The organism is Cellulomonas sp. NPDC057328 (assembly GCF_042667215.1).
Lineage (GTDB): Bacteria > Actinomycetota > Actinomycetes > Actinomycetales > Cellulomonadaceae > Cellulomonas.
Map to the genome: position 1 here is coordinate 1 of NZ_JBHUZW010000058.1, position 22,675 is coordinate 22,675.

The 22,675-nt window shown below is 77.6% G+C and carries 17 protein-coding genes and 1 tRNA gene; 11 read left to right on the forward strand and 7 right to left on the reverse strand.

What is annotated here, in order from left to right:
* Positions 1-51: 51 nt before the first annotated feature.
* A complete protein-coding gene (locus ACFUMH_RS11630; RefSeq protein ID WP_378205137.1) occupies positions 52-897 on the reverse strand; it encodes a DUF4397 domain-containing protein in 846 nt (281 codons plus the stop codon).
* 210 nt (positions 898-1,107) lie between these two features.
* Here ACFUMH_RS11630 and ACFUMH_RS11635 point away from each other — a divergent pair, with 210 nt between their 5' ends.
* A complete protein-coding gene (locus ACFUMH_RS11635; RefSeq protein ID WP_378205140.1) occupies positions 1,108-2,454 on the forward strand; it encodes a PP2C family protein-serine/threonine phosphatase in 1,347 nt (448 codons plus the stop codon).
* A 9-nt stretch (positions 2,455-2,463) separates the two neighbouring features.
* Here the strand turns inward: ACFUMH_RS11635 and ACFUMH_RS11640 are convergent, their stop codons facing one another.
* Positions 2,464-3,765: a nitrate/nitrite transporter gene (locus ACFUMH_RS11640; protein ID WP_378205144.1), complete on the reverse strand. Its 1,302-nt coding sequence runs from the start codon at positions 3,763-3,765 to the stop codon at positions 2,464-2,466.
* Between the two features lie 552 nt (positions 3,766-4,317).
* Here ACFUMH_RS11640 and ACFUMH_RS11645 point away from each other — a divergent pair.
* A complete protein-coding gene (locus ACFUMH_RS11645; RefSeq protein ID WP_378205146.1) occupies positions 4,318-8,928 on the forward strand; it encodes a hypothetical protein in 4,611 nt (1,536 codons plus the stop codon).
* Positions 8,929-8,956: 28 nt separating this feature from the next.
* A complete protein-coding gene (locus tag ACFUMH_RS11650) occupies positions 8,957-9,265 on the forward strand; it encodes a hypothetical protein (protein WP_378205149.1) in 309 nt (102 codons plus the stop codon).
* Positions 9,266-9,346: 81 nt separating this feature from the next.
* Here the strand turns inward: ACFUMH_RS11650 and mscL are convergent, their stop codons facing one another.
* The 3 genes from mscL to ACFUMH_RS11665 all read right to left on the reverse strand — a co-directional run bounded on the left by mscL (position 9,347) and on the right by ACFUMH_RS11665 (position 11,290).
* Complete coding sequence (gene mscL, locus ACFUMH_RS11655; RefSeq protein WP_378205152.1) at positions 9,347-10,006, reverse strand: large conductance mechanosensitive channel protein MscL; 660 nt, start codon at positions 10,004-10,006, stop codon at positions 9,347-9,349.
* A gap of 34 nt (positions 10,007-10,040) precedes the next feature.
* Positions 10,041-10,742, reverse strand: coding sequence for an SAF domain-containing protein (locus ACFUMH_RS11660; RefSeq protein WP_378205155.1), 702 nt, complete (start codon positions 10,740-10,742; stop codon positions 10,041-10,043).
* A 158-nt stretch (positions 10,743-10,900) separates the two neighbouring features.
* Positions 10,901-11,290 carry an FmdB family zinc ribbon protein gene (locus ACFUMH_RS11665; RefSeq protein WP_378205158.1) on the reverse strand — a complete coding sequence of 130 codons (390 nt, stop codon included), beginning with the start codon at positions 11,288-11,290 and terminating at the stop codon, positions 10,901-10,903.
* A 214-nt stretch (positions 11,291-11,504) separates the two neighbouring features.
* Here ACFUMH_RS11665 and ACFUMH_RS11670 point away from each other — a divergent pair, with 214 nt between their 5' ends.
* Positions 11,505-14,087, forward strand: coding sequence for a penicillin acylase family protein (locus tag ACFUMH_RS11670; protein WP_378205161.1), 2,583 nt, complete (start codon positions 11,505-11,507; stop codon positions 14,085-14,087).
* Between the two features lie 35 nt (positions 14,088-14,122).
* Here ACFUMH_RS11670 and ACFUMH_RS11675 read toward each other — a convergent pair whose 3' ends face one another.
* On the reverse strand, positions 14,123-14,833 hold the full coding sequence (locus ACFUMH_RS11675; RefSeq protein ID WP_378205164.1) for a 5-formyltetrahydrofolate cyclo-ligase: 711 nt from the start codon (positions 14,831-14,833) through the stop codon (positions 14,123-14,125).
* Between the two features lie 138 nt (positions 14,834-14,971).
* Here ACFUMH_RS11675 and glp point away from each other — a divergent pair, with 138 nt between their 5' ends.
* The 6 genes from glp to ACFUMH_RS11705 all read left to right on the forward strand — a co-directional run bounded on the left by glp (position 14,972) and on the right by ACFUMH_RS11705 (position 20,532).
* Positions 14,972-16,213, forward strand: a complete 1,242-nt coding sequence (gene glp, locus ACFUMH_RS11680; RefSeq protein ID WP_378205167.1) for a gephyrin-like molybdotransferase Glp — start codon at positions 14,972-14,974, stop codon at positions 16,211-16,213.
* Positions 16,214-16,397: 184 nt separating this feature from the next.
* Complete coding sequence (locus ACFUMH_RS11685) at positions 16,398-17,003, forward strand: GNAT family N-acetyltransferase (protein WP_378205187.1); 606 nt, start codon at positions 16,398-16,400, stop codon at positions 17,001-17,003.
* Between the two features lie 123 nt (positions 17,004-17,126).
* Positions 17,127-18,425, forward strand: coding sequence for a hypothetical protein (locus tag ACFUMH_RS11690; RefSeq protein WP_378205171.1), 1,299 nt, complete (start codon positions 17,127-17,129; stop codon positions 18,423-18,425).
* Positions 18,426-18,537: 112 nt separating this feature from the next.
* Positions 18,538-18,610, forward strand: a tRNA-Ala gene (locus ACFUMH_RS11695).
* Positions 18,611-18,722: 112 nt separating this feature from the next.
* A complete protein-coding gene (gene map, locus ACFUMH_RS11700) occupies positions 18,723-19,499 on the forward strand; it encodes a type I methionyl aminopeptidase (protein ID WP_378205174.1) in 777 nt (258 codons plus the stop codon).
* Between the two features lie 76 nt (positions 19,500-19,575).
* Positions 19,576-20,532, forward strand: a complete 957-nt coding sequence (locus ACFUMH_RS11705; protein WP_378205177.1) for an NAD(P)-dependent alcohol dehydrogenase — start codon at positions 19,576-19,578, stop codon at positions 20,530-20,532.
* 97 nt (positions 20,533-20,629) lie between these two features.
* On the opposite strand, the gene ACFUMH_RS11710 is transcribed toward ACFUMH_RS11705, so the two are convergent.
* Complete coding sequence (locus tag ACFUMH_RS11710; protein ID WP_378205180.1) at positions 20,630-20,899, reverse strand: GlsB/YeaQ/YmgE family stress response membrane protein; 270 nt, start codon at positions 20,897-20,899, stop codon at positions 20,630-20,632.
* A gap of 200 nt (positions 20,900-21,099) precedes the next feature.
* Between ACFUMH_RS11710 and ACFUMH_RS11715 the strand changes: the two genes are divergently transcribed.
* Positions 21,100-22,644 (forward strand): family 20 glycosylhydrolase, encoded by a 1,545-nt coding sequence (locus ACFUMH_RS11715; RefSeq protein ID WP_378205183.1) that lies wholly within the window; start codon positions 21,100-21,102, stop codon positions 22,642-22,644.
* Positions 22,645-22,675: the final 31 nt, after the last annotated feature.

The following is a 22,675-nucleotide window of genomic DNA, read 5'->3' on the forward strand; positions in this document are numbered from 1 at the left end:
CGGCGTGCCCCGTCCGCCACCGGGCTGCGGTTCCCCGCGCCGGGGCGCTGGTCAGCGGCCCCGCGTCACGGTCGCCGCGGAGGTGCGGCGCGTGACGGCCAGGACGGCGGCGGCGAGCACGGCGAGGGCGCCGGCGCCGATCAGCCACGGCTGGGTGCGGGTGTCGTCGACGAGGCCGACCTGGCCGGCCTGGACGCCCGACGGCGCGCTGTGCAGGCCGTCGACGACCTGCGTGGCGAGCGCGAGCGTCGCGGGCGAGGCGGTCGCGCTGCCCCACGCGTAGACGATCGTGTTGGCGCCCTCGGCCACGTCCACGTCGGCCGGGCCGAGCAGAGCCGGCTCCGTGGTGCCGGTGGCGACGACGCTCGCGGCGACCGTGCCGGCCGGCAGGTCGAGCTTCTGCTCGTCCGGGTTGGTGAGGTTCGAGACGACCGCCTGGCCGCCCGCGAGGACGTCGACGCCCGGCGCCGCGGCGATGTGACGCACCGTGAGCCGGCCCTGGCCCGCGGCGGTCGGCGTGGTGTCGTTGGTGAAGAGGGTGGCCGTCGGGTTGCCGGAGGCGTCGAGGTGCGCGACGGCGGTGTAGTTGCCCCCGCCCTCGAGCGGGAGGTCCACCGGGCCGATGGCCGGGGCGCTGGCGTCGGCCGCGTCGGCCGCCGTGATCGCGACGGTGTAGGTGCCGGCCGGCAGGTCGAGCGGGCCGGCGAGCGTGCCGGGGGTGAAGTCGTCGAGCGTGCGCTCGCCGTTCACCCACACGTCCACGGTGAGGCCGGGCACGCCGTGCAGCACGGACAGCTGCGCGGCGTCGGTGCCGGCGGCCTGCGCGGGGACGGCGGCGAGGGTCAGTGCCGCGACGGCGAACGAGCCTGCTGCTGCGGCGAGGGGTCGAGCGCGCATGGGGTCCTCCTGGGTCGGCCCGCGGGGCGGGCGGTGTCGTGCTGACACCTCTACTTCCGACCGGCGGTGCCATCCGGATGCATGCAGATGCATCGAGTTCTCGTCGGTCGCACGGACGGGCGTCCGCGGTGCCCAGGTGTGCGCGGGACCCGCCGGTGGTATCCAGGCCGTACGGCCGGCGCGCCGCGCACCGGTCGCCAGGAGGTGGCGATGGACCCCGACCACTCCCGCGACGACCACTCCCGCGACGACCACGACCCCGTCCGCACCGTCGACTACCACGCCGTGTTCGGCGCGCTCAGCTCGGCGAAGCTCGTCCTGTCGCCCGACCTGGTCGTGCTCGACGCCAACGACGCGCTCCTCCGCTCCGTGGGGCGTCCCGGCTCCGCGGTCGTCGGTCGGCACGTCCTCGACGCCTTCCCGGTCCCGCCGACGACCGCACCGGAGGCGTCCGGCACAGAGGCGTCCGGCACCGAGGCGTCCGGCACCGAGCCGCCCGTGGTGGAGTCGCTGCGCCGCGTGGCGCGCACCGGCCGGCCGGAGGTCATGGGACCGCACCGGTACGACGTGCGCGACGAGGCGTCCGGCCGCTGGCAGGAGCGGTGGTGGATCACCACGCACGTGCCGGTGCTCGACGCCGCCGGACGCGTCACGCACCTCGTCGAGCGGGTCGAGGACGTCACCGACATCGTCACCGCGCAGCCCGGCGACGCGGGGGAGGGCGACTCGCACACGCTGGACGGCCTGCCCGAGGTCGTCGAGCACGCGATGGCGGTGAGCTCGACGCTCGAGCGTTTCAGCGCCGCGTTCCAGCGGGAGCGCGCGGCCGCGATCGAGCTCCAGGAGTCGATCCTCACGGCGCCGCCGCGCGTGCCGGGCCTCACGCTCGCGGTGCGGTACCGCCCGGCCGCGCGCGAGGTGCGCGTCGGCGGCGACTGGTACGACGCGTTCACGGCGCCCGACGGCGCGACCGTCGTGGTCGTCGGGGACGCGACGGGGCACGACATCCGCGCGGCCGCGCACATGGGACAGCTCCGCGGCACCCTGCGGTCGGTGGCGTACGCGCACGACGCCTCCCCGGGCGGTGCGCTCGACCTCACCGACCGCACCGCGCTCGGCCTGGGGCTCGACGCCACGGCGACGGCCCTGGTGGCGCGGATCGGCGCGGCGGCGGACGACGGCGCGCGCCCGGTCACCTGGTCGTCGGCGGGGCACCCGCCGCCGGTCGTGCGGCGCGCCGACGGGACGGCCGCGCTGCTCGCCGGCCGCACCGGCGCGCTCCTGGGCCTGGGCTTCGGCGCGCCGCGACCGGAGCACGGCGTGACGCTGCACCCCGGCGACGTGCTGCTGCTCTACACCGACGGGCTCGTCGAGCGCCGCGGCGTGCCGCTGCGCGCGTCGCTCGACGACCTCGCGGCGGTCGTCGGCGCGCTGCCCGGGCGGACGGCCGACGAGCTGCTCGAGGCCGCGCTGGACGCCCTCGTGCCGACGGGCGCGGAGGACGACGTGGCGATCCTCGCGGTGTGCGTCGACCGGCCCGGCGACGAGGACGGCTGACCGCCGGCGTCAGCCCCGCCGACGGCGCAGCACCTCGCGGATCGGCGGCACGACCGTGCCGGCCTCCGCCATGTCGGCGCGTGCCAGCCGGCGGTTGCGCAGCACGCCCACCACCCCGACGAGCCACGGCACGAGCAGCACCGCGAACGCCAGCCGGTACGCGTCGAGCGAGTACGTCGTCGCGCCGGGTGGCGACGCGACCTGCAGCACGACGCCCACCGCGAGGATCCCGACGATCGACGACGTGAACCCCCCGGTGTTGACGAACCCCGTCGCGGTACCGAGCCGGTCCGCCGCCGTGAACGTCCGCGCGAAGTCGATGCCGACGAGCGACACCGGCCCGCCCGCACCCACGACGACGCAGAACACGACGAGCTGCCACAGCGGCCGCGGCGTGTCGGGCACCAGCAGCCAGACCCACGCGGCGAGCGTGGTGACGGCCGACGCGAGCACCGACCAGCTGCGCCGCAGCGGGTGCCGCGCCGTCCAGCGGCCCACGACCGGCCCCGTCACCATCGCCGACGCCGTCAGCACGCTCAGCAGCAGGCTCGCCTCGCCCGGCGTGCGGCCCTGCGCCGTGACGAAGAACGGCACGCCCCACAGCAGGGCGACGACGTTCGCGCTGAACGGCGCGACGAAGTGGGACCAGAAGCCGAGGCGCGTGCCGGCGGGCCGCGCGGCGTCGCGGACGGCGTGCAGGAAGCGCGCCCGGGCGGCCGACGCGATCGCCTCGGCGGGCGTCGTCGGCGCGGGGGAGCGGACGCCGGCCCACGCGGCGGCGGCGACGAGGACGCCGACCACGGCCAGCGTGCCGAACGTCACGCCCCACCCGCGGGCGTGCAGCAGCCACGCCACGCCGAGCGCGGACACGATCTGCCCCGACTGCCCGATCAGGCCCGTCAGCTGCACGAGCACCGGCACCTGCCGGGGCGGGAACCACTCCGCGACCAGCCGGCACGCGCTGATGAAGATCCCGGCGTCGCCCGCACCGATCAGGACGCGCGCGACGATCGCCGTCGGCACGTCGTCCGCCCACGCGAGCAGCGCCTGCCCGACGGCCATGACGAGCGACCCGCCCGCGACGAGCACGCGCGCGCCGAACCGGTCGAGCAGCTGGCCGGCCGGGATCTGCAGCGCCGCGTACACGGCGAGCTGCACGACGGAGAACGACGCCAGGCCGGTGGCGGAGAGCGCGAACCGGTCGATCGCCTCGACGCCCGCGACGCCGAGCGCCGTGCGGTGCACGACCGCCGCCAGGTACGCGACCACCGCCGCCGTGTACACGACCACGGCACCGCGCCTGCCGGCCATCACGTCCGTCCCTCCCGGGCCGGCGTCGTCCGGCCCCACCCAGCCTAGGCACAGCGTCCGCGCGGGGCGGCGCGGCGCCGTCGACGGGTCCGGCGGGCGTGCGGGACGCGCTTCGTCCGATGTGTCCGGCGGGGGCGGACAGGTGTCCTGGACGGGTGGCCGGATTCACCCGCGCGGGGCGGTCTGGACGTTTGACCAACGTCGGCCGATGAGCAACACTCGTACTCGACGGTGCGCATCGCCTGCCCCCTGCGCGGTGCGCACCGTCTCTCAATCTCCCGCCGGTCGGCGGCCACGAGAGCGGGACGGGTTACCCGTCCCGCTCTCGTCGTGTCGGGGCTCGTGCCAGGGCTCGTGTCGGGGCTCATGTCAGATCCGGGACGCCCCGCGGTGCCCTGTGCCGGCACCGGCGCGCCCACCCGCGGGGCCCACCGCAGGGCGGCACGCGGACGCCGCGGCGCCACGTCCGCCGCGTGATCACGCGGCGACCGGGTGCGTGCGCGTCGGCGTGGCCGCCCGGACGAACGCCGTGCGGCGGTCTACCGTGCCAGGGTGACCGTCCCCGCCCGCACGCCCGGCTCGGGACCGACCCCGGCCGGTTCGCCCCCGCAGACGACCCCGGCCGACGCCCCGGGGCCCGACGGCGCGCCCGCCGAGGGCGACGCCGTCACCGACGCCGACCGCACCGGCCCGCCGGTCGCGCTCGTGGAGCCGCCGTCCCCGGCGGAGGTCCTCGAGGGCGCCGTCGCGACGTGGCGCGGCGCGCTCGTCGAGGCCGCCGGTGCGTCGACGCTGTCCGACGTCGACCAGCTCGGCGACGCGGCGCTCGACCTGTCCGCCGCGCACCCGTCCGGCATGGCGCAGCTCTTCGCGGGCCGCGCGACACGGCTGTCCAACCTGGTGCGCGAGGCCGGGGCGCTGTCCAGCGCCCGCCGGCGCGCCCGCGCCGTCAGCGCGCGCGCCGCGACGTACACGCAGCGGTACGGCATCGCGCCGACGTCGCTCGCGATCGGCGTCGCCACGTGGACCGACCGGTCGTCCGCGGACCTCGCGTCGGACGACGTCGGCGCGCTCGCGCACGTCACGCGGCGCACGCCCGACGCCCGCGACGCCCGCCCCGCGCGCGGTGCGGACGCGGTGCGGACGGTGCGCGCGCCGGTGCTGCTGCGCCCGGTGACGCTGCAGGCCCGCGGGTCGGGCGAGGGCGACTACGAGCTCGCGCTCGAGCCGTCGCTCGAGGTGAACCCCGTGCTCGCCCGGGCGCTGCGCCGGCACGGCGCGCTGCTGGATCCGGCCGCGGTCGCGCGCGGCACGTTCACCGCCGCCGGGTTCGACCCGCGCGGGGCCCTGCAGCGCCTGCAGTCGCTCGGCGAGGCCGTGCTCGAGGACTTCTCGCTCGTCGAGAAGGTCGTCGTCGGGACGTTCGTGCACCCGGGACAGGTCCTCGTCGACGACCTCGACCAGCTCGCCGGCGCCCTCGACCGGCACGAGGTCGTGCGGGCGCTCGCGGGCCTCGACGACGCGCGCGAGGCGCTCGCGGTCCCGCTGCCCGAGCCGGTCGCGGGCGACCGCGACCCCGCCGTGGAGCGCGGTGCGGGCGACCTCGACCCCGCGCAGCAGCACGTCCTCGACGTCGTCGCGTCGGGTGCGCACGTCTTCGTCGACGCGCCCACGGGCGCCGACGTCACCGGCACGCTCGCCGCGATCGTCGCCGACGCCGCCGCCGAGGGCCGCACCGTCCTCTACGTGCCGGGGCACCGGCGCGCCGCGACGGCGCTCGTCACGCGCCTCGAGGCGCTGGGGCTCGGCGAGCTCGTCCTCGACGTCGAGCCGCACGCCGGCTGGCGGACCGCCGCCGGCCGCCGCCTGCTGGGCGCGATGACGCTGGAGCCGCCGGCCGTCGACATGACGGCCGTGCACACGCTGCGGGCGTCCCTCGTCGAGCACCGGGAGCGCCTGCGCGGGTACGTCGACGCGCTGCACGTGGTCCGCGCGCCGTGGGACGTGTCCGCGTACGACGCGCTCCAGGAGCTCGCCCGGCTCACGTCCGCCCGGCCCACGCCGCGCACGACCGTGCGCCTGGACCCCGAGGTGGCGCGCGTCCTCGACGCCGAGCGCCGCACCCGGCTCGGCCGCGACCTCGTGCGCGCCGGCGAGCTGCAGGCGTTCACGCTGCGCCCGCAGGACACGCCGTGGTTCGGCGCGGACCTGCGCACGTCCGCGGACGCCCAGGTGGTGCGCCGCCGGCTCGACCGCGTGCTCGACGTGTCCCTGCCGGTGCTCGTCGACCGCGTCGCGCAGGTCGCGGCCGAGACGGGCCTGACGCCCGCGACGACCCTCGACGGCTGGGCCGAGCAGCTGCGCATGCTCGACGGCGTCCGCGCGTCGCTCGACGTCTTCCAGCCGCTCGTGTTCGAGCGCACCGCCGCGGACCTGGTCGCCGCGACCGCGTCGAAGGAGTGGCGCGAGCAGCACGACGTGCCGATGGGCTTCTGGGTGCGCCGCCGGCTGCGCAAGCAGGCGAAGGACATGCTGCGCCCGGGCCGTCCCGTCGCCGACCTGCACGCCGCGCTGCTCGAGGTGCAGGCGCGGCGCGAGGTGTGGCAGGCGCACTGCCCCGCCGGCGGCTGGCCGCGCCTGCCCGACGCGCTCGAGGTCATCGAGGACGAGCACCGCGCCGTCCGCGAGGACGTGGACGCGCTCGCCCAGGTCCTCGCCGGCACGCCGGGCGGCGGCCGGCTCGCGTCGACGGCGTTCCCCGAGCTGCGCGACCGCCTCACCCGGCTGCGGGACACCGCCGCCGCGCTCGAGACGCTGCCCGAGCGCACCCACCTGCTGCACGGCCTGCGCGCCGCCGGCCTCGGCGACCTCGTCGACGACCTCACCGCGCGCCGCGTCGACCCGGCCCTCGCGCCCGCCGAGCTCGACCTGGCGTGGTGGAGCACCGTGTTCGAGCAGGTGCTGGCCGCCGACCCGGCGCTCGCCGGGTACGACGGCGCCGCGCTCGGCGCCCTGTCCGCCCGGTACGCCGAGCTCGACCGCGCGCACGTGACGAGCCGCACCGCACCCGTGCTCGCCGCGGCGCTCGCGCGCGTCGCCGGGGTGGTCCGCCAGCACCGCGACCAGGCGGAGGGGCTGTTCGCCGAGCTCGTCGACGACCGCATCACGTCGGTGCGCGAGACCGTCGGGCGCTACCCCGACGTCGCGCGCCGGCTGCGGCCCGTGCTCGTCGCCGGGCCCATGCTCGTGTCGCAGGTGCTGCCCGCCGCGCGGACCGTCGACCTCGTCGTCGTCGACGCGGCCGCGCACCTGCCGGTGGAGGCGGCGCTGCCCGCGATCGCCCGCGGTCGTCAGGTCGTCGTCGTCGGCGACGCGCGCTGCGCGTCGGGGTCCTCCGTGCGCGAGCTCGCCGACGTGCTGCCGTCCGTCGCGCTGCACGCCGACGCGTCCCGCCGCGACCCGTACCTCACGGCGTTCCTCGCCGCGCACGGGTACGCCGGCGTGCTCGTCCCGACGCCGCTGCCGTCCGCGCAGCCGCTCGTGCACCTCGAGGTCGTCGACGGCACGGGCATGCCCGACCCGACGAGCGGGACCGTCGACTCGACGCGCGCCGAGGTCGACCGCGTCCTCGAGCTCGTCGTCGAGCACGTGCTGCAGCACCCCGACGAGTCGCTCGCCGTCGTCACGGTCTCGCCGCGGCACGCCGACGCGGTGCGCGAGGTCGTGCTCGCCGAGGTGCGCGACAACCCCGCGCTGGCGTCCTTCTTCGACGCCGGCCGGCCCGAGCCCTTCGTCGTCGTCGACGTCGCGAACGTCGCGGGACTGCGCCGCGAGGCCGTGATCCTGTCCTTCGGGCTGGGCCGGACGCCGCACCGCCGCGTGCTGCACTCGTTCGGCCCGGTCAGCCGCGCCGGCGGGGACGCGCTCCTGCTCGACGCCCTCGGCTCGACGCGTCACCGTCTCACCGTCGTGTCGTGCTTCGGCGCCGACGACCTCGACCCGGAGCGCGTGCGCGACGGCGGCCCGCGGCTGCTCGCCGACCTGCTGCGGTTCGCGGCCGACCGCGGGCAGGCGGACGCCCGCGCCGCCGACCCCCACGGCGAGCGTCCCACCGGCGGTGCCGACCCCGACCGGCTCGTCCTCGACCTCGCCGAGCGCCTGTGGCAGCACGGCCTCGTCGTCGACGTGGACCACGGCGTGCCCGGCGGCGTGCGCATCCCGCTCGTCGTGGGCCACCCCGAGCTGCCCGACGAGATGCTCGTCGCCGTCCTCACCGACGACGACGACTACGTGCGCGAGCCCAGCGTCCGCGTCCGCGACCGGCTCGCCGCCGACCGCCTCGAGCGCCTCGGCTGGTCGGTCGTGCGCGTGTGGTCCGCCGCCGCGTTCCTCGACCCGCAGGCCGAGGTCGACCGCATCCGCCGCGCGGTGCACGCGCGGCTCGTGCAGCGCCGGCCCGAGGCGGCCGCGCCGCCGTCGCGTCCCGTGCCGGCGGTCGTGCGGGACACGCCCGACGCCGACGACGTCGAGGTCGGGGTGCGGCCGTACGTGACCGCGCGACCCGCGACCGGTGCGGTGCCGGTGGTGCGGGCGGCGACGGGTGCGGTGCCGGTGGTGCGTCCCGCGACGGGTGCGACACCGGTGGCGCCGGCCGCGCCGACCGGTGCGACGCCTGCTGTGCCCGCGCCGACCGGCGCGACGCCCGCTGTGCCCGCGCCGACCGGTGCGACGCCGGTGGTCCGCACGCCGACGGGTGTGCTCCCCGCGGTGGCGTCACCCGGCAGCGGCGGTGTGCCGATGGTGCGTCCGGCGACCGGCGCGACGCCCGTCACCGCGCCGGCGACCGGCGCGACGCCGGTGGCGCCCGCGCTGCGTCCCGCGACCCCGCCCGCGCGCACGCCGCGCGAGCCCGCGACGACGTCGGGCGAGCAGCTCGTGCTCGCCGTGCGGACGCAGCCGCGCCCGGACGTGCGACCGGGCCTGCCGATCGGCGCCTACAGCGACGACCAGCTCGACGACCTGGTGCGGTGGCTGCGGTCGGACGGGCAGGACCGCACGCGGGACGGCCTGGCCGACGCGCTGCGTGCCGAGCTCGGCATCACGCGGCGCAGCCACCGCGTCGACACCGTGGTGCGCGCCGCCGTGGCGCGCGCGTTCGCCTGACCGGGCTCGTCCGCGCGACCATCGACGCATGAGCACGGGCACCGGACCGACCCCTGCGCCGCGGCGCCGCGCACCGCGGCGCGCCGTGCGTCCGCCGGGCACCGTGGGCACGGACGAGTCCGTGCTGCGCTCGACCGTCCCCGCGGCACCGGACGCACCGCCGACGCCGGTCGAGCGACGACCGGCGGCGGCGCCTGCCGATGCCTCCGCACCGGTCGACGCACCGGACCCCTGGACCGCGACGCGGTCCGCCGACGACGGCGACCGCGGCTGGGGCCGCGACGAGCCGTCCACGAACGAGGAGCGGCTGCGCCGGGAGCGACCGCCGCACTGGTGACCGGCACGGTGCGCGGCGCCACGCGGTGGGGCGCCGTTCGGGCGCGCCGCCGTGACGGCGCCCGCCGGCGGGCGCCGGCCGTCAGACGGGGCCGCCACCCGGCGGGATGCTCGGAGGCACGTCACGACCGGTGGGTCGGCTCGGCGGCGTGGTGCCCGGCGTGGAGCCGGGCGTCGTCCCCGTCCCCGTGCCCGGGCCGGTGCCGGGCTCCGCGCCCGGTCCGGCGTCGTTCGCGACGGCGGGGGACGCCTGCGCGGCGAGCAGGTCGCGGATCTCCTGCAGCAGCAGGATGTCCTCGCTCGGCGCCTGCGGCTCGTCCTCCTGGCCCTTCTTGCGGCGGGCGGCGAGCGCGTTGAGCGGCAGCACGATGAGGAAGTAGATCGCGGCCGCGGTGAGCAGGAACTGCAGGATCGCGTTGAGGATCAGCCCCACGCGGATCGGCGCGATGTCGGCGCCCTCGCGCCACGAGTACGGGCCGAGGTCCCACAGCTCCGCGAGGTTCGGCTGACCGAAGAGCCACCCGATGAGCGGGCTGAGCAGGCCCTCCTGGACGGCGCCGACGATCGAGGTGAACGCCGCGCCGATGACGACGCCGACGGCCAGCTCGACGGCGTTGCCGCGCGAGACGAAGTCCTTGAAGCCCTGCAGCACCTTCGCGACGCCCTTGACGGGTTCGCTGCCGCCCACCGCGCGGAGCCGGTCGCCCGCCCCGCGCAGACCCTCGCGTGCCTGCTCGCTCATGCCGTGCTCCCGTCGTCCGTGGTCCTCGGCGCGATCATGGCACGACGACCGCGACGAGGCGGGCGGCCGCCGACGCCTCCGCGAGCAGCACCGCCTCCTCCGGGGCGACGGCCACGAGCACGGGCGCGTCGGCCGCACCGGCCGTGCCGCCGAGCAGGCCGCCGCCCGGGTCGGCGTCCGCCGCCGGGCCGGGCAGCACGAGCGCGCGCCGGGCGACGGTCTCGCCGGGGCCGCCCTCCGGCCGCGCGGCGACGAGGTCGACGTGCGCGCCGGGCGTGAGGAGCGCGGCCACCGCCGGGTCGTCGAGGCGTACGGCGGCGACGACGGTGCCCGGCGGGCCGGCCGGGGCGCCGCCGCCCAGCAGCGCCGGTGTGAGCGGCTGGCGCGCGGGCAGGTCGACGACCGGAGCGGCGCCGACGACGTCGGCGGGTGCGGTGTGCGCCCCGGCGGGCACCGCGGTCGGCGGCAGCCGCGCGACGGCGACGTCGAGCGCGCCGATCGGGGTGCCGGCGGCGACGTCGCGGGCGAGCACCACGACGGGCGCGGTGGGCGGCGGCGCCGGACGCAGCGCCTGCACGGTCACGGCCGCCGCCAGGCCGAGGCAGAGGGCGGCGACGAGCGCACGCCACCGCCAGAGCGCACCGCGCAGCCGCACGCCGGCGGGCGCGCGCACGTGCGGGAACGGGGGCGGCGCGGTCGGCGGGTCGTCGGTCCGCAGGTCGGCGAGGGGTAGCACGACCGGGACGGTAGGCGTGCGCCGCGGCGGCGGACGGCGTGCGACCGCCGCCGGTGGACGCCGGACATCTCCGCGTGGGCTGTGGTCGGCTCAGCACGCCGGCTGCTGCCGCCGAGCCGCGCGTCCCGACGACCCCGCGCGTCCGCGCCCGCGTCGCGTCAGGCGGAGGCGGCCTTCGTCGTCGAGGACGACCCGCCCGACGACGTCGACGCGCCGGACGTCGCGGACCCGCTCGTCGACGCGGACGACCCGCCCGACGACGACCCGCCCGACGACGAGCCGCCCGACGACGACCCGTCCGACGAGCCCGAGGACCCGTTGGACGAGGAGGACGCGCCGGACGACGACGCCGGCGTCGACGACGTCTTCCCCGCGCGCGCGTCGGTCCGGTAGAAGCCGGAGCCCTTGAAGACGACGCCGACCGACGAGAACACCTTGCGCAGGCGGCCCTCGCACTCGGGGCACACCGTCAGGGCGTCGTCGCTGAAGGACTGCTGGATCTCGAAGGCGTGCTCGCACGCGGTGCACCGGTAGGCGTAGGTGGGCACTGGCCGACTCCCGTGGAACTCGTGCGCCGGGCGTGCGCCCGGCAGGGGGCTGGACGACCCCGGGGTGCGGCCGCTGACGCGCCGGCACGGGTGCGCGTGCGGGGGTCCCGCCGACACAGCGCGTGCCGTGCGCGGGACGCGCTGGCACTCTCGAGGTCCGAGTGCCAACAGTACCCGCAGAGTCAAGCGCCGGTGCGGGGACTAGCCTTCCCCCGTGCCCCGCCGCCACCGTCTGCGCACCGCGCTCGTCGTCGTCGCCTCCGTCGTCGTCGTGGCGCTGCTGGCCACGACCCTCATCGCCGCCGTCGTGCTGCGCCGGCCGCTGCCCGAGGTGTCGGGCGAGCAGACCGTCCCCGGCCTGGCCGAGGAGGTCCACGTCACGCGCGACGCGCGCGGCGTCCCGACGATCGTCGCGCAGACCCCCGCGGACCTGTTCGCGGCGCAGGGCTACGTCGCGGCGCAGGACCGGTTCTTCGAGATGGACTACCGCCGGCACGTCACGGCGGGGCGGCTCTCGGAGCTCGTCGGCGCGGACGAGGACGCGCTGGCCGCCGACAAGGTCGTCCGCACGCTCGGCTGGCGCCGCGTCGCCGAGCAGGAGTGGGCGGTGCTCCCCGCCGACGCGCGCGCCCACCTGGAGGCGTACGCCGCCGGCGTCAACGCGTACCTCGAGGACCGCGACACCGCGGCCCTCGCGATGGAGTACACGGTGCTCGGGCAGCGCGTCCCGGTCGAGCGCCCGGAGCCGTGGGACCCGGTCGACTCGCTCGCGTGGCTCAAGGCGATGGCGTGGGACCTGCGCGCCAACTACGACAAGGAGCTGTCGCGCGCGCTGACGTACCAGTCGGTGCAGGACGTGGCGCGCGTGGAGCAGCTCTTCCCGGCGTACCCGCAGGACCGCAACCTGCCGATCCTCGACGCCGCGGCGGTGGCCGGCCGCACGGCCGCCCCGGTCGCGGACGCGGTCGACCTGACGGACGTGCTCGCCGACGCGGACCTGCAGGAGGCGCTCGTCGCCGCGGACCGCGCGCTCGCGGCCGTGCCGCACCTCGTGGGCGACGGCGAGGGCGTCGGCTCCAACTCGTGGGTCGTCGCGGGGGAGCACACGGCGTCGGGCGCGCCGCTGCTGGCCAACGACCCGCACCTGTCGATCTCGGCGCCGGGCATCTGGTCGCAGGTGGGGCTGCGCTGCGCGCAGGTCGACGACGCGTGCCCGTTCGACGTCTCCGGCTTCTCGCTCGCGGGCCTGCCCGGCGTGGTGATCGGCCACAACGCGGACCTCGCGTGGGGCCTGACGAACCTCGGCGCGGACGTCACCGACTTCTTCCTCGAGCGCGTCGAGGACGGCGAGGTCGTCGTCGACGGCGGGCACGAGCCGGTCGCGGAGCGCACCGAGACGATCGAGGTCGCGGGCGGCGACGACGTCGAGCTGGTGGTGCGCAGCACGCGCCACGGGCCGATCGTCTCGGACGTCCTGGACGTCGGCGGCCTGGCGCGCGCGCCCGTGCCGGAGGGCGCGCCGGGCCGCCGGTTCGAGGTCGCGCTCGCGTGGACGGCCCTCCAGCCGGGCCGCACCGCGCAGGCGGTCCTGGCGATGATGACGGCGCGCGACGCCGACGACGTCGCGGCCGCCGCGGCGATGCTCGACGTGCCGTCGCAGAACATCGTGTTCGCGACGACCGACGGCCACATCGGCTACCAGGCCCCGGGGCGCATCCCGCTGCGCGCGAACGTGCCGGCGTCGCCGGTGCCGTCGGACGGCACGTGGCCGCGCCCCGGCTGGGACTCGCGCTACGACTGGCAGGGGTTCGTCGACCCCGCCGACATGCCGCGGGCGCTGGACCCGGCCGAGGGGTTCGTCGTCGCCGCGAACCAGGCGGTGACGCCGGCGGGCGTCGGGCCGTTCCTCGCGGAGGACACCGACTACGGGTACCGCGCGCAGCGGATCCGCGACCTGCTGACGGCGGAGATCGAGGCGGGCCGCACGCTCGACGCCGAGGCGATGGCCCGCATCCAGACCGACCGGCGGACGCCGTACGCGGACGTGCTCGTGCCGACGCTGCTCGAGATCGACCTCGACGAGCCGTTCGCCGCCGACGGCCAGGAGCTCCTGCGCAGCTGGGACCGCGTGGCGTCGGCCGACTCCGCCGCCGCCGCGTACCTCGCGGCCGTGTGGGCGGACCTGCTGGACCTGACGTTCGCCGACGACCTGCCCGAGGGGCACGCGCCGTCCGGTGACTCGCGCTGGCTCGAGGTCGTCCGCACGATCCTCGCGGAGCCGACGTCGCCGTGGTGGGACGACCGCTCGACACCCGGCGTCGTCGAGGGCCGGGACGAGATCCTGTCCCGCGCGCTCGCCGACGCACGCTACGAGCTCACCGCGACGCTCGGCAGCCGCACGGAGGACTGGGCGTGGGGCAAGCTGCACGTCGCCGCGCCGGAGCACCTCGTGCTCGGCGGCGAGGGTGTCCCCGGCGTCGTCCGCTCGCTCGTCAACCCGCCGGCGCAGCGCGTCGGCGGCGGCTCGTCGGTCGTCGACGCCACCGGGTGGGACGCGGCCTCCGGCTCCTTCGCCGTCACGAGCGGGCCGTCGATGCGGATGGTCGTCGACCTGGGCGACCTCGACTCGTCCACGTGGGTGAACCTCACGGGCACGTCGGGGCACCCGGCGAGCCCGCACTACGACGACCAGCTGCCCGCGTGGGCACGCGGCGAGCAGTTCGCGTGGCCGTTCTCCGACGCGGCCGTCGAGGCCGACGCGGTCGACCGGCAGACGCTCGTGCCCGCGGACGACTGACGCGGACGACGAACCCGGGCGACTGACCCGGGCGCTCAGGCGTCCGCCGGCTCCACGCGCCACCAGCGCTCGGGCGTCGCGACGGCCGTGACGGGCCGGTCGTGCGGCTCGCGGGGGAGCGGCGCGTCGAGCACCTCGTCGGTGTGCACGAGCGCGACGACGGGCACGCCGGGCCGCACGTGCGCGAGCACCCGGTCGTACCAGCCGCCGCCCTGACCGAGGCGCGTGCCGACGCCGTCGACGGCGAGCGCCGGCACGAGCACGACGTCCGCGTCGGCCACGGCGTCGGCGCCCAGCGGCGGCGTGCCGGGCTCCGGCGGGCGGCCGGGGGCGCGCTCGCGCAGGTCCTCGGCGCCGGCGTACTCGGCCCAGTCGCGCTGCAGGCCCGTGCCGAGGACGGGCAGCAGCAGGCGGACGCCGCGCGCGGCGAGCGCCTCGAGGACGGGGCCCGTGCCGGGCTCGAGGGGCCGTGAGGCGTACACGCTGACGCAGCGTGCGGCGGCGACCTCGGGGATCGTGAGCACCACCTCCGCGAGGCGGGCCGCGGCCTCCTCGCACAGCCGCGGGGAGCGGTGACCGCGCTGCGTGCGCACGCGGCGGCGCAGGGCGTCCTTGGCCTCCGCGGCCGTCGGGCGGCGCACGACGGCGCGCTCGTCGGTGCGGTGCTCCTCGACCAGCCGCCGGCCGCGACCCCCTCCACCACCTTCGGCAGGGGAGTGCCAGGACGGCTGGGCGACGGCGCTCATGGGTCCAGTGTGGCGCAGCCGGGCGCCGGCGTGGGGTCGACGGGCGGTGTGGCGTGCGATCCGGTCGGCGGCGACGCGCGACCGGGCGGGGATCGCGCGCCGGCCTGCGGCGTACCGACCAGCAGGCAGAATGCGCGCATGAGATCGGTGCAGGACCACCTCGCGGCCGTCCTCGCGGCCGTGGGTCCCGTCGCGCCGCTGGACGTCGTGCTGCACGACGCGACCGGCTGCATCCTCGCCGCGGACGTCGTCGCGCCCGTCGACGTGCCCGCGGTGCCGGTCGCGGCGCGCGACGGCTACGCGGTCGCGGCGCACGACACGCTGCCCGGGGCGGGGGACCGCGTGCCGGACCTGCCCGTCGCGCACGACGTGCACGCCGGCTCCCCGGCGGGCCTGCGGCACGTCGCCGGGACCGCGGTGCGGGTCGCGTCGGGCGGTCCGCTGCCGCTGGGTGCGGACGCCGTCGTGCCGATCGAGGAGACCGACCGCGGCACCGCCCGCGTCGCGCTGCAGCGCCCCGCGCTGGCCGGGCAGCACGTGCGGCACGCGGGGGCGGACGTGCGCGCGGGCGAGGTCGTGCTCACCGCCGGCACCCGCCTCGGCGCGCGGCAGATCGCGCTGGCGGCCGCCATGGGCCGCGGGCGCGTGCCCGTGCACCCGACCCCCCGCGTCGTGCTGCTGTCGGTCGGCGACGAGCTCGTCGAGCCGACCACCGCCGCGCGTCCCGGGACCGTCTTCGAGGCCGACGGGCACGCGCTCGAGGCCGCGGTGCGGGACGCCGGCGCCGCGCCCGTGCGCGTCGGCGTGGTGCCTGACGAGCGCGCGACGCTGCGGGAGGCGCTCGAGGACCAGCTGGTGCGCGCCGACCTCGTCGTGCTCACGGGCGGCCTCTCGGAGCTCGTCCACGACACCGTCAAGGACGTCCTCGCGCCGCTCGGCACGGTGCGGCTCGACCAGGTCGCGATGACCCCGGGCCTGCGGCACGGGTTCGGCACCGTGGGCCGCGGCGTCGGCGGGCGCGACGACGACCAGGGCGTGCCCGTGTTCGCGCTGCAGGGGCACCCGGTGGCGGCGCAGGTGTCGTTCGAGGTGTTCGTGCGTCCGGCGCTGCGGGCGATGGCGGGTCACGCGGAGCTGTTCCGCCCGTCGGTGCCCGCGGCGGCGACGCACGGCTGGGCGTCGCCGCCCGGGCTGCGCCAGTTCGTGCCCGCGACGGTGCTGGGCTCGCCCGAGGAGGGCTACCGCGTGACGCCCCTCGGCGACCCGGCGGCCCCCTCGACGACGGCCCTCGCCCAGGCGAACGCGCTGGCGGTGGTGGGGGAGACGGACGGATCGGTGCGTGCCGGCCAGGTCGTGCACTGCCTGGTGCTGGAGGGGTGAGGTGCAGCGCAGCGGACGGTGCGGGACCGCGGAGCGTCACGTGCCGGGAGCGGAGCGGAACCTCGCACCGACCGATGGACTGGAGGGGTGAGGTGCAGCGCAGCGGACGGTGCGGGACCGCGGAGCGTCACGTGCCGGGAGCGGAGCGGAACCTCGCCCCGACCCGTGGACGAGAGGGGTGAGCGTGGCCGTGGGGTGGCCCGTCGAGCTGGTCGACGGTGACGTGCGGCTGCGGCCGCTGCGGCGGCGCGACGCGGACGCGTGGATGGCGTTGCGCGCGGCGAACGCGGGCTGGCTGGAGCCGTGGGACGCGACGAGCCCGGAGCCGGTGCGGGGGCCGCGGCCGACGTTCGGGCAGTTCGTGCGGGCGCTGGCGGCGCAGGCGCGGGACGGGTCGGCGCTGCCGTTCGCGGTCGACTACGGCGACGAGCTGGTGGGGCAGCTGACGGTGTCGTCGATCCAGTACGGGTCGTTGCGATCGGCGTCGATCGGGTACTGGGTGTCGCAGCACGTCGCGGGGCGGGGCGTGATCCCGACGGCGGTGGCGATGGCGACGGACCACTGCTTCGACGTGCTGCGCCTGCACCGCGTGGAGATCAACATCCGCCCGGAGAACGCACCGTCGTTGCGCGTGGTGGAGAAGCTGGGCTTCCGCGACGAGGGCGTGCGCGAGCGGTACCTGCACATCCAGGGGCGCTGGTGCGACCACCGGACGTTCGCGCTGACGGTGGAGGAGGTCCCGGGCGGGCTGCGCGAGCGCTGGCACGCGAGCCGGCGGTCGTCGGCCTGACGGGGCACGTCCGGGCGCCCCTCGGACCGTGCGACGCCCGGCGGGACCCTGTTCTCGCGTGTCGTCGCACGACACGCCGCATTCCTGCGGCGGTGACGGCCGGGCCGCCCCTACCGTCGTTGCGTGAACGATCTCGCAGGCCTCGTGGCGCTCGCGCTCGTCGGCCTGTGGGCGGCGTATCTGGTGCCGCACCACCTGCGGCACCGTCAGCGGCTGCTCGAGGCGCGCGCGGACGACCGGTTCTCGGCCGGCCTGCGCGTGGTCGCGGTGTCGCGGGGCGTCGGCCGGACCGTGCGTCCGGCGCTGACGACCGCGACGGCGGGGCCGAGCACGACGGCGCTGCTGCTGACCCCGGGGACGGGTGTGCCGGCGGTCGGCGCCGGCACGGCGACAGGAGGCACGACCGTGGACCGACCGCACGCCACACCCGAGCGCATCTCGGCCGAGGCGGCGCGCCGTCTCGCGCAGGCCCGTGCAGCGCGTGCCGCGGCGACCGCCCGGCGCGGTGCGGCGGCCCGCCGGCGCGGGCTGCTGGCGACGCTGCTGCTGGTGGCGTCGGTGGCCGGCTGGGTCGTGACCGGCGTCGTCCCGGCGGCGACGTGGGCGGCCGGCGCGGTGCCGACGGCGCTGCTGGGCGCGGTGACGGTGCTGGGCCGCCGCGCGGTCGTCGCGGGTCACCGTGCCGACGAGGCGTGGGCGGCGACGATCGAGCGCGAGGAGCGCCTGGCGGCGCGTCCGCGGACGGGTGCGACGCGCACGGTCCGCCCGTCCCCCGGTGCGGCGGCGCGGCCGGCGACCGGTGCGGTGCCCGCGGTGCGCGGCGGTGCCGTCCCGGCGGACGTGCCGGTGCCCCTCGTCACGGGCCACGCCGTGCGCCCGTCGGACGCGCACACGGAGGTCTTCGAGCGCATCGTCGCCGACGCCGGTGAGAAGACCGGGCCCGCACGGCACGCGACCGGCTCGACGCCCGTCGTGCGCCGGTCGGCGATGACGGCCCCGACGGCGGCGGTCCCTGCCGCGGACGTGACGGCCCGCACGGGCGCGACGGCCGGCGCTCCGGCCCCCGCCCGCACGGACGGGGCCCGCACGGACGGGGCCCGCACGGACGGGGCCCGGACGGACGAGGCCGCCACGGACGCGCCCGCGGACGCCGACGCCGAGGCGTGGTCCCCGGTGCCGGTCCCGCGTCCCACGTACACGATGAAGGCCCCGGCGCCCCGCCGGACGCCGGCCCCGCTCGCCGAGAGCGACGCGGAGGCGTCGACGGTGCGCCGTCCCGCGGACGCGTCGACGGAGGCGACGGAGACCGCCGCGGAGACGGCCCCGACGGCGCCCGCGGCGCCGCTCGAGCCGGTCGCGGAGACCACGGGCAGCATCGACCTGAACGCGGTGCTGGCGCGCCGCCGGGCCGCCGGGCAGTGAGCCCGCGCGGGGCGACGCCGCCGGTCAGGGGCCTGCGGGCGCCGTGAGCCCCGCCACACGCGGCCGGTTTCCGCCGGACGCCGGGGTGGTGCTAACGTGTTCCTCGCTCCAAGGGGCTGTGGCGCAGTTGGTAGCGCGTCTCGTTCGCAATGAGAAGGTCAGGGGTTCGAATCCCCTCAGCTCCACCGCAGAAGGGCCCGTCCCGGTGAACTCCGGGACGGGCCCTTCGTCGTCGGTCCCGCGGGTCCCGTCCGCGGTGGTCGGACCGTCGCCACGGACGCACGGAAGGTGCCCGCCTTGATCGAGATCCTCAGCCCCACGGAGCTGGAGCGCGCGCGGCGCACGGGCGCCCTCGTCGCCGACATCCTCCAGACGCTGCGCGGGCGGGCCACGGTCGGCACGAACCTGCTCGAGATCGACCGGTGGGCCCGCGAGATGATCGAGGGCGCGGGCGCGCAGTCCTGCTACGTCGACTACGCCCCCTCGTTCGGGCGCGGGCCGTTCGGCCACTACATCTGCACGTCGGCCAACGACGCGGTGCTGCACGGCCGCCCGCACGACTACGTGCTCGCCGACGGCGACCTGCTGTCGCTCGACCTCGCGGTCTCCCTGCAGGGCGTCGTCGCCGACTCCGCGGTGAGCTTCGTCGTCGGGTCCGCGCGGCCGGCGGAGAGCCTCGCGCTGATCGACGTGACGGAGCGCGCGCTCCAGGCCGCGATCGCCGCGGCGGGGCCCGGCGCGCGCGTCGGCGACCTCTCGCACGCGATCGGCACCGTGCTCAAGGGCGGCGGCTACCCGGTGAACCTCGAGTTCGGCGGGCACGGCGTCGGCTCGACGATGCACCAGGACCCGCACGTGTCGAACGACGGGCGCCCCGGCCGCGGCTACACGCTGCGTCCCGGCCTGCTGCTCGCGATCGAGCCGTGGGTCATGGCCGACACCGACGAGCTCGTCACCGACGCCGACGGCTGGACGCTGCGCAGCGTGACGGGCTGCCGCACGGCGCACAGCGAGCACACGGTCGCCATCACGGAGGACGGCGCCGAGGTCCTCACGCTGCCGACGCGGCGCTGAGGGCGGCCGAGCACGCACCCCGGCGCGGCCGGGACCGCTGCTACGTTCCCGGGGTGAGAGCCCGCCGGGTCCGGACGTGAGAGCCGTCGCGTACGACCGGTACGGGCCGCCGGGCGTCCTGCGGCTCGTCGACCTGCCCGTGCCGGAGCCGGCCGTCGGGCAGGTGCTCGTGCGCGTCGCCGCGACCGGGGTCAACCTCAGCGACTGGGAGTGCCTGACGGGCGCGCCGGCGTACGCCCGCCTCGGGGGGCTGCGGGCGCCGGCGCGGCGCGTGCTGGGGTCCGACGTGGTCGGCCGGGTCGCGGCGGTCGGGCCCGGCGCGCAGACGTTCGCGGTCGGCGACGAGGTCTACGGCGACGTGCTCGGCCTCAAGGGCGGGTTCGCGGAGTACGCGCTCGCACCTGTCACGGCCCTCGCGCACCGCCCGGAGGGGCTGGACGTCGTGCAGGCCGCGGCGCTGCCGCAACCCGGCGCGATCGCGGCCCACGGGGTCCGGCACGTGCGGGCGGGCTCCCGGGTGCTCGTCAACGGCGGCGGCGGGGGGTCGGGCGTCCTCGCGATCCAGCTGGCGGCGCAGGCCGGTGCGCACGTGACGGGCGTCGACGCGGCTGCGAAGCTCGACCTCATGCGCGCGGCCGGCGCCGACGACGTCGTCGACCACCGCCGCGAGGACGCCCTGCGGCGGCGTGGCGCCTACGACCTCGTCATCGACCTCGTCGCCCGTCGGTCGCCGCTCGCGTGCCGGCGCGCGCTCGCACCGGGCGGATGGTACGAGGCCGTCGGGGGGACGGTCGCCGCGCTGCTCGGGATCGCCACGGTGGGCGCCGCTGCGGGCGTCCTCACCGGGCGCCGGGTCGGCGTCGCCGCGGTCCCGACCGGGCCTCGCGCCTTCGGGCCGGTGGGCGCGCGCTGCGCGGAGGGCGAGCTGACGGTCCACGTCGAGCGCACCTACGGGCTCGAGGACGCGCCGGCCGCCCTGGCGCGGGTCGGTGCGGGCGCGGCGCTCGGCAAGCTGGTGGTCGTCCTCGGCTGACCGCCCCGCGCACCGCCCACGGACGACGACAGGCCCCTCCCGGAGGAGGGGCCCGTCGTCGTCAGGCGGCCGCCGTGCGGCCCGTGGTGGTCCGGGGTCAGCGGCGGTTCTTGCCGGCCCAGCCCGCGTAGAGGCTCACGAAGATCGCCGCGAGGCCGATCTGGAACACGAGCTCGATCCAGTCGATGCCGTCCGTCGTCTCGACGCCCACGACCTGCGCGAGCCACGTGCCGATGAGGGCCGCGACGATGCCGATGACGATGGTCGCCAGGATCGAGATGTGCTGCTTGCCCCGGACGACGAGGCGACCGAGCGCCCCGATGATCGCGCCGATGACGATCGCGGTGATGATGCCGGTGATGCCCATGCACACTCCTCAGATCGAGTCAAGGGTCAATTTCCGTGACGTGAGAAAACTAGGGCACTCGGGCCCGTCGCGCCTGTCGAACGGGTCGCGGCCCACGTCAGGACGCATATCCGGGACCCGCCGGAGGCTGGACACGCGCCCAGGACCGCCCCGCACGAGTAGGTTGCGGGTGCCGGCCACCCCACCAGGAGGAGTTCCCCGTGCCCGACGTCGTGCCCGTGGTTCCCGCCCCTCTCGTCGCCGAGCCCGCGGACGCCCCGCCGTACGTGGTCTCGGCCGCGACGACCGTCGTCGTGGACACTGCCGGCGCCCCCGTCGACGACCTCGCGGAGCACCCCGCCGTGCCGGCCGCCGTGCTGGCGGCGGACGTGCTCGGCCGCGCCGCCGGGCACGCCGTCCGGCTCGCGTTCGAGGACCCGGGCGTCCCCGGCGCGGTGCACGTGCGCCTGCTCCCGGACGCCGGGACGTCCGCGGGCACGGACGCCGCCGACGACACCCTGCCGCCCGGCGACGAGGCCTACCGCGTCGTCGTCACGCCGGACGCTGTCCGCCTCGAGGCCCGCACGCCCGAGGGCCTCGTGCACGCCGTCGTCACGTTGCGCCAGCTGCTGCGCGAGCTGCCCGCCGGCGGCGTCGAGGTGCCGGCCGTGCGCGTCGTCGACGCGCCGCGGTACCCGTGGCGCGGCCTGTCGCTCGACGTGGCGCGGCACTTCGTGAGCGTGCCGGACCTCAAGGTCGTCATCGGCCTGCTCGGGCACTACAAGCTGAACGTGCTGCACCTGCACCTCACCGACGACCAGGCGTGGCGCCTCGACCTGCCGTCGCGGCCCGAGCTGGTGCGGCGCTCGAGCGCGCACTCCGTCGACGGGGACCCGGGCGGGCACTACTCGGCGGCGGACTGGGACGAGATACTCACCTACGCGCACGCCCGCGGCGTCCGCGTCGTGCCGGAGATCGACGTCCCCGGGCACGTCAACGCCGCGCAGCACGCGTACGGCGAGCTGAACCCCGACGGGCGTCCCACCGACGAGTACCTCGGCATCGAGGTCGGCTTCTCGCGCCTGCACGACGACCTGCCGGCGACGCACCCCTTCCTCGCGGACGTGTTCGGCGACCTCGCGCGCATGACGCCCGGTGCGTACGTGCACGTCGGCGGCGACGAGGTGCTGACGATGGCGCCGGACGAGTACGCGCGCCTCGTCCGGGCCGCCGCCGACGCGGTCGCCGCGCACGGCAAGGCGGTCGTCGGCTGGCAGGAGGTCGCGCACGTCGACGGCCTGCCGCCGGGCACGGTCGTGCAGCTGTGGGACGACCGCGTCGACCCGGCGCCGTTCGTCGCGGCGGCCGAGCGCGGTGCGCGCATCCTGCTGTCGCCGGGGTCGCGGGTGTACCTCGACATGAAGTACGACGCCGACTTCCCGCTCGGGCTGGAGTGGGCCGGGCACGTCGAACTGCGCGACGCCTACGCGTGGGAGCCGGAGGAGTTCCTGCCCGGCCTGCCGGACGGCGCGGTGATCGGCGTCGAGGCGGCCGTGTGGACCGAGACGTTGCGCACGCTCGACGACCTCACGACGATGCTGCTGCCGCGCCTCGCCGCCGTCGCGGAGGTCGCGTGGAGCGCGCCGGAGCGCCGCGACCTCGCCGACCTCACGCGCCGGCTCACGGCGCACGGCGCGTACTGGGACCGCCTCGGCCTCGCCTGGTACCGCTCGCCGCAGGGCGTCTGGGACGCTCCCGCGTCCTGAGGTCCGGGCGCGCGCCGCGTCACGCGCGGGG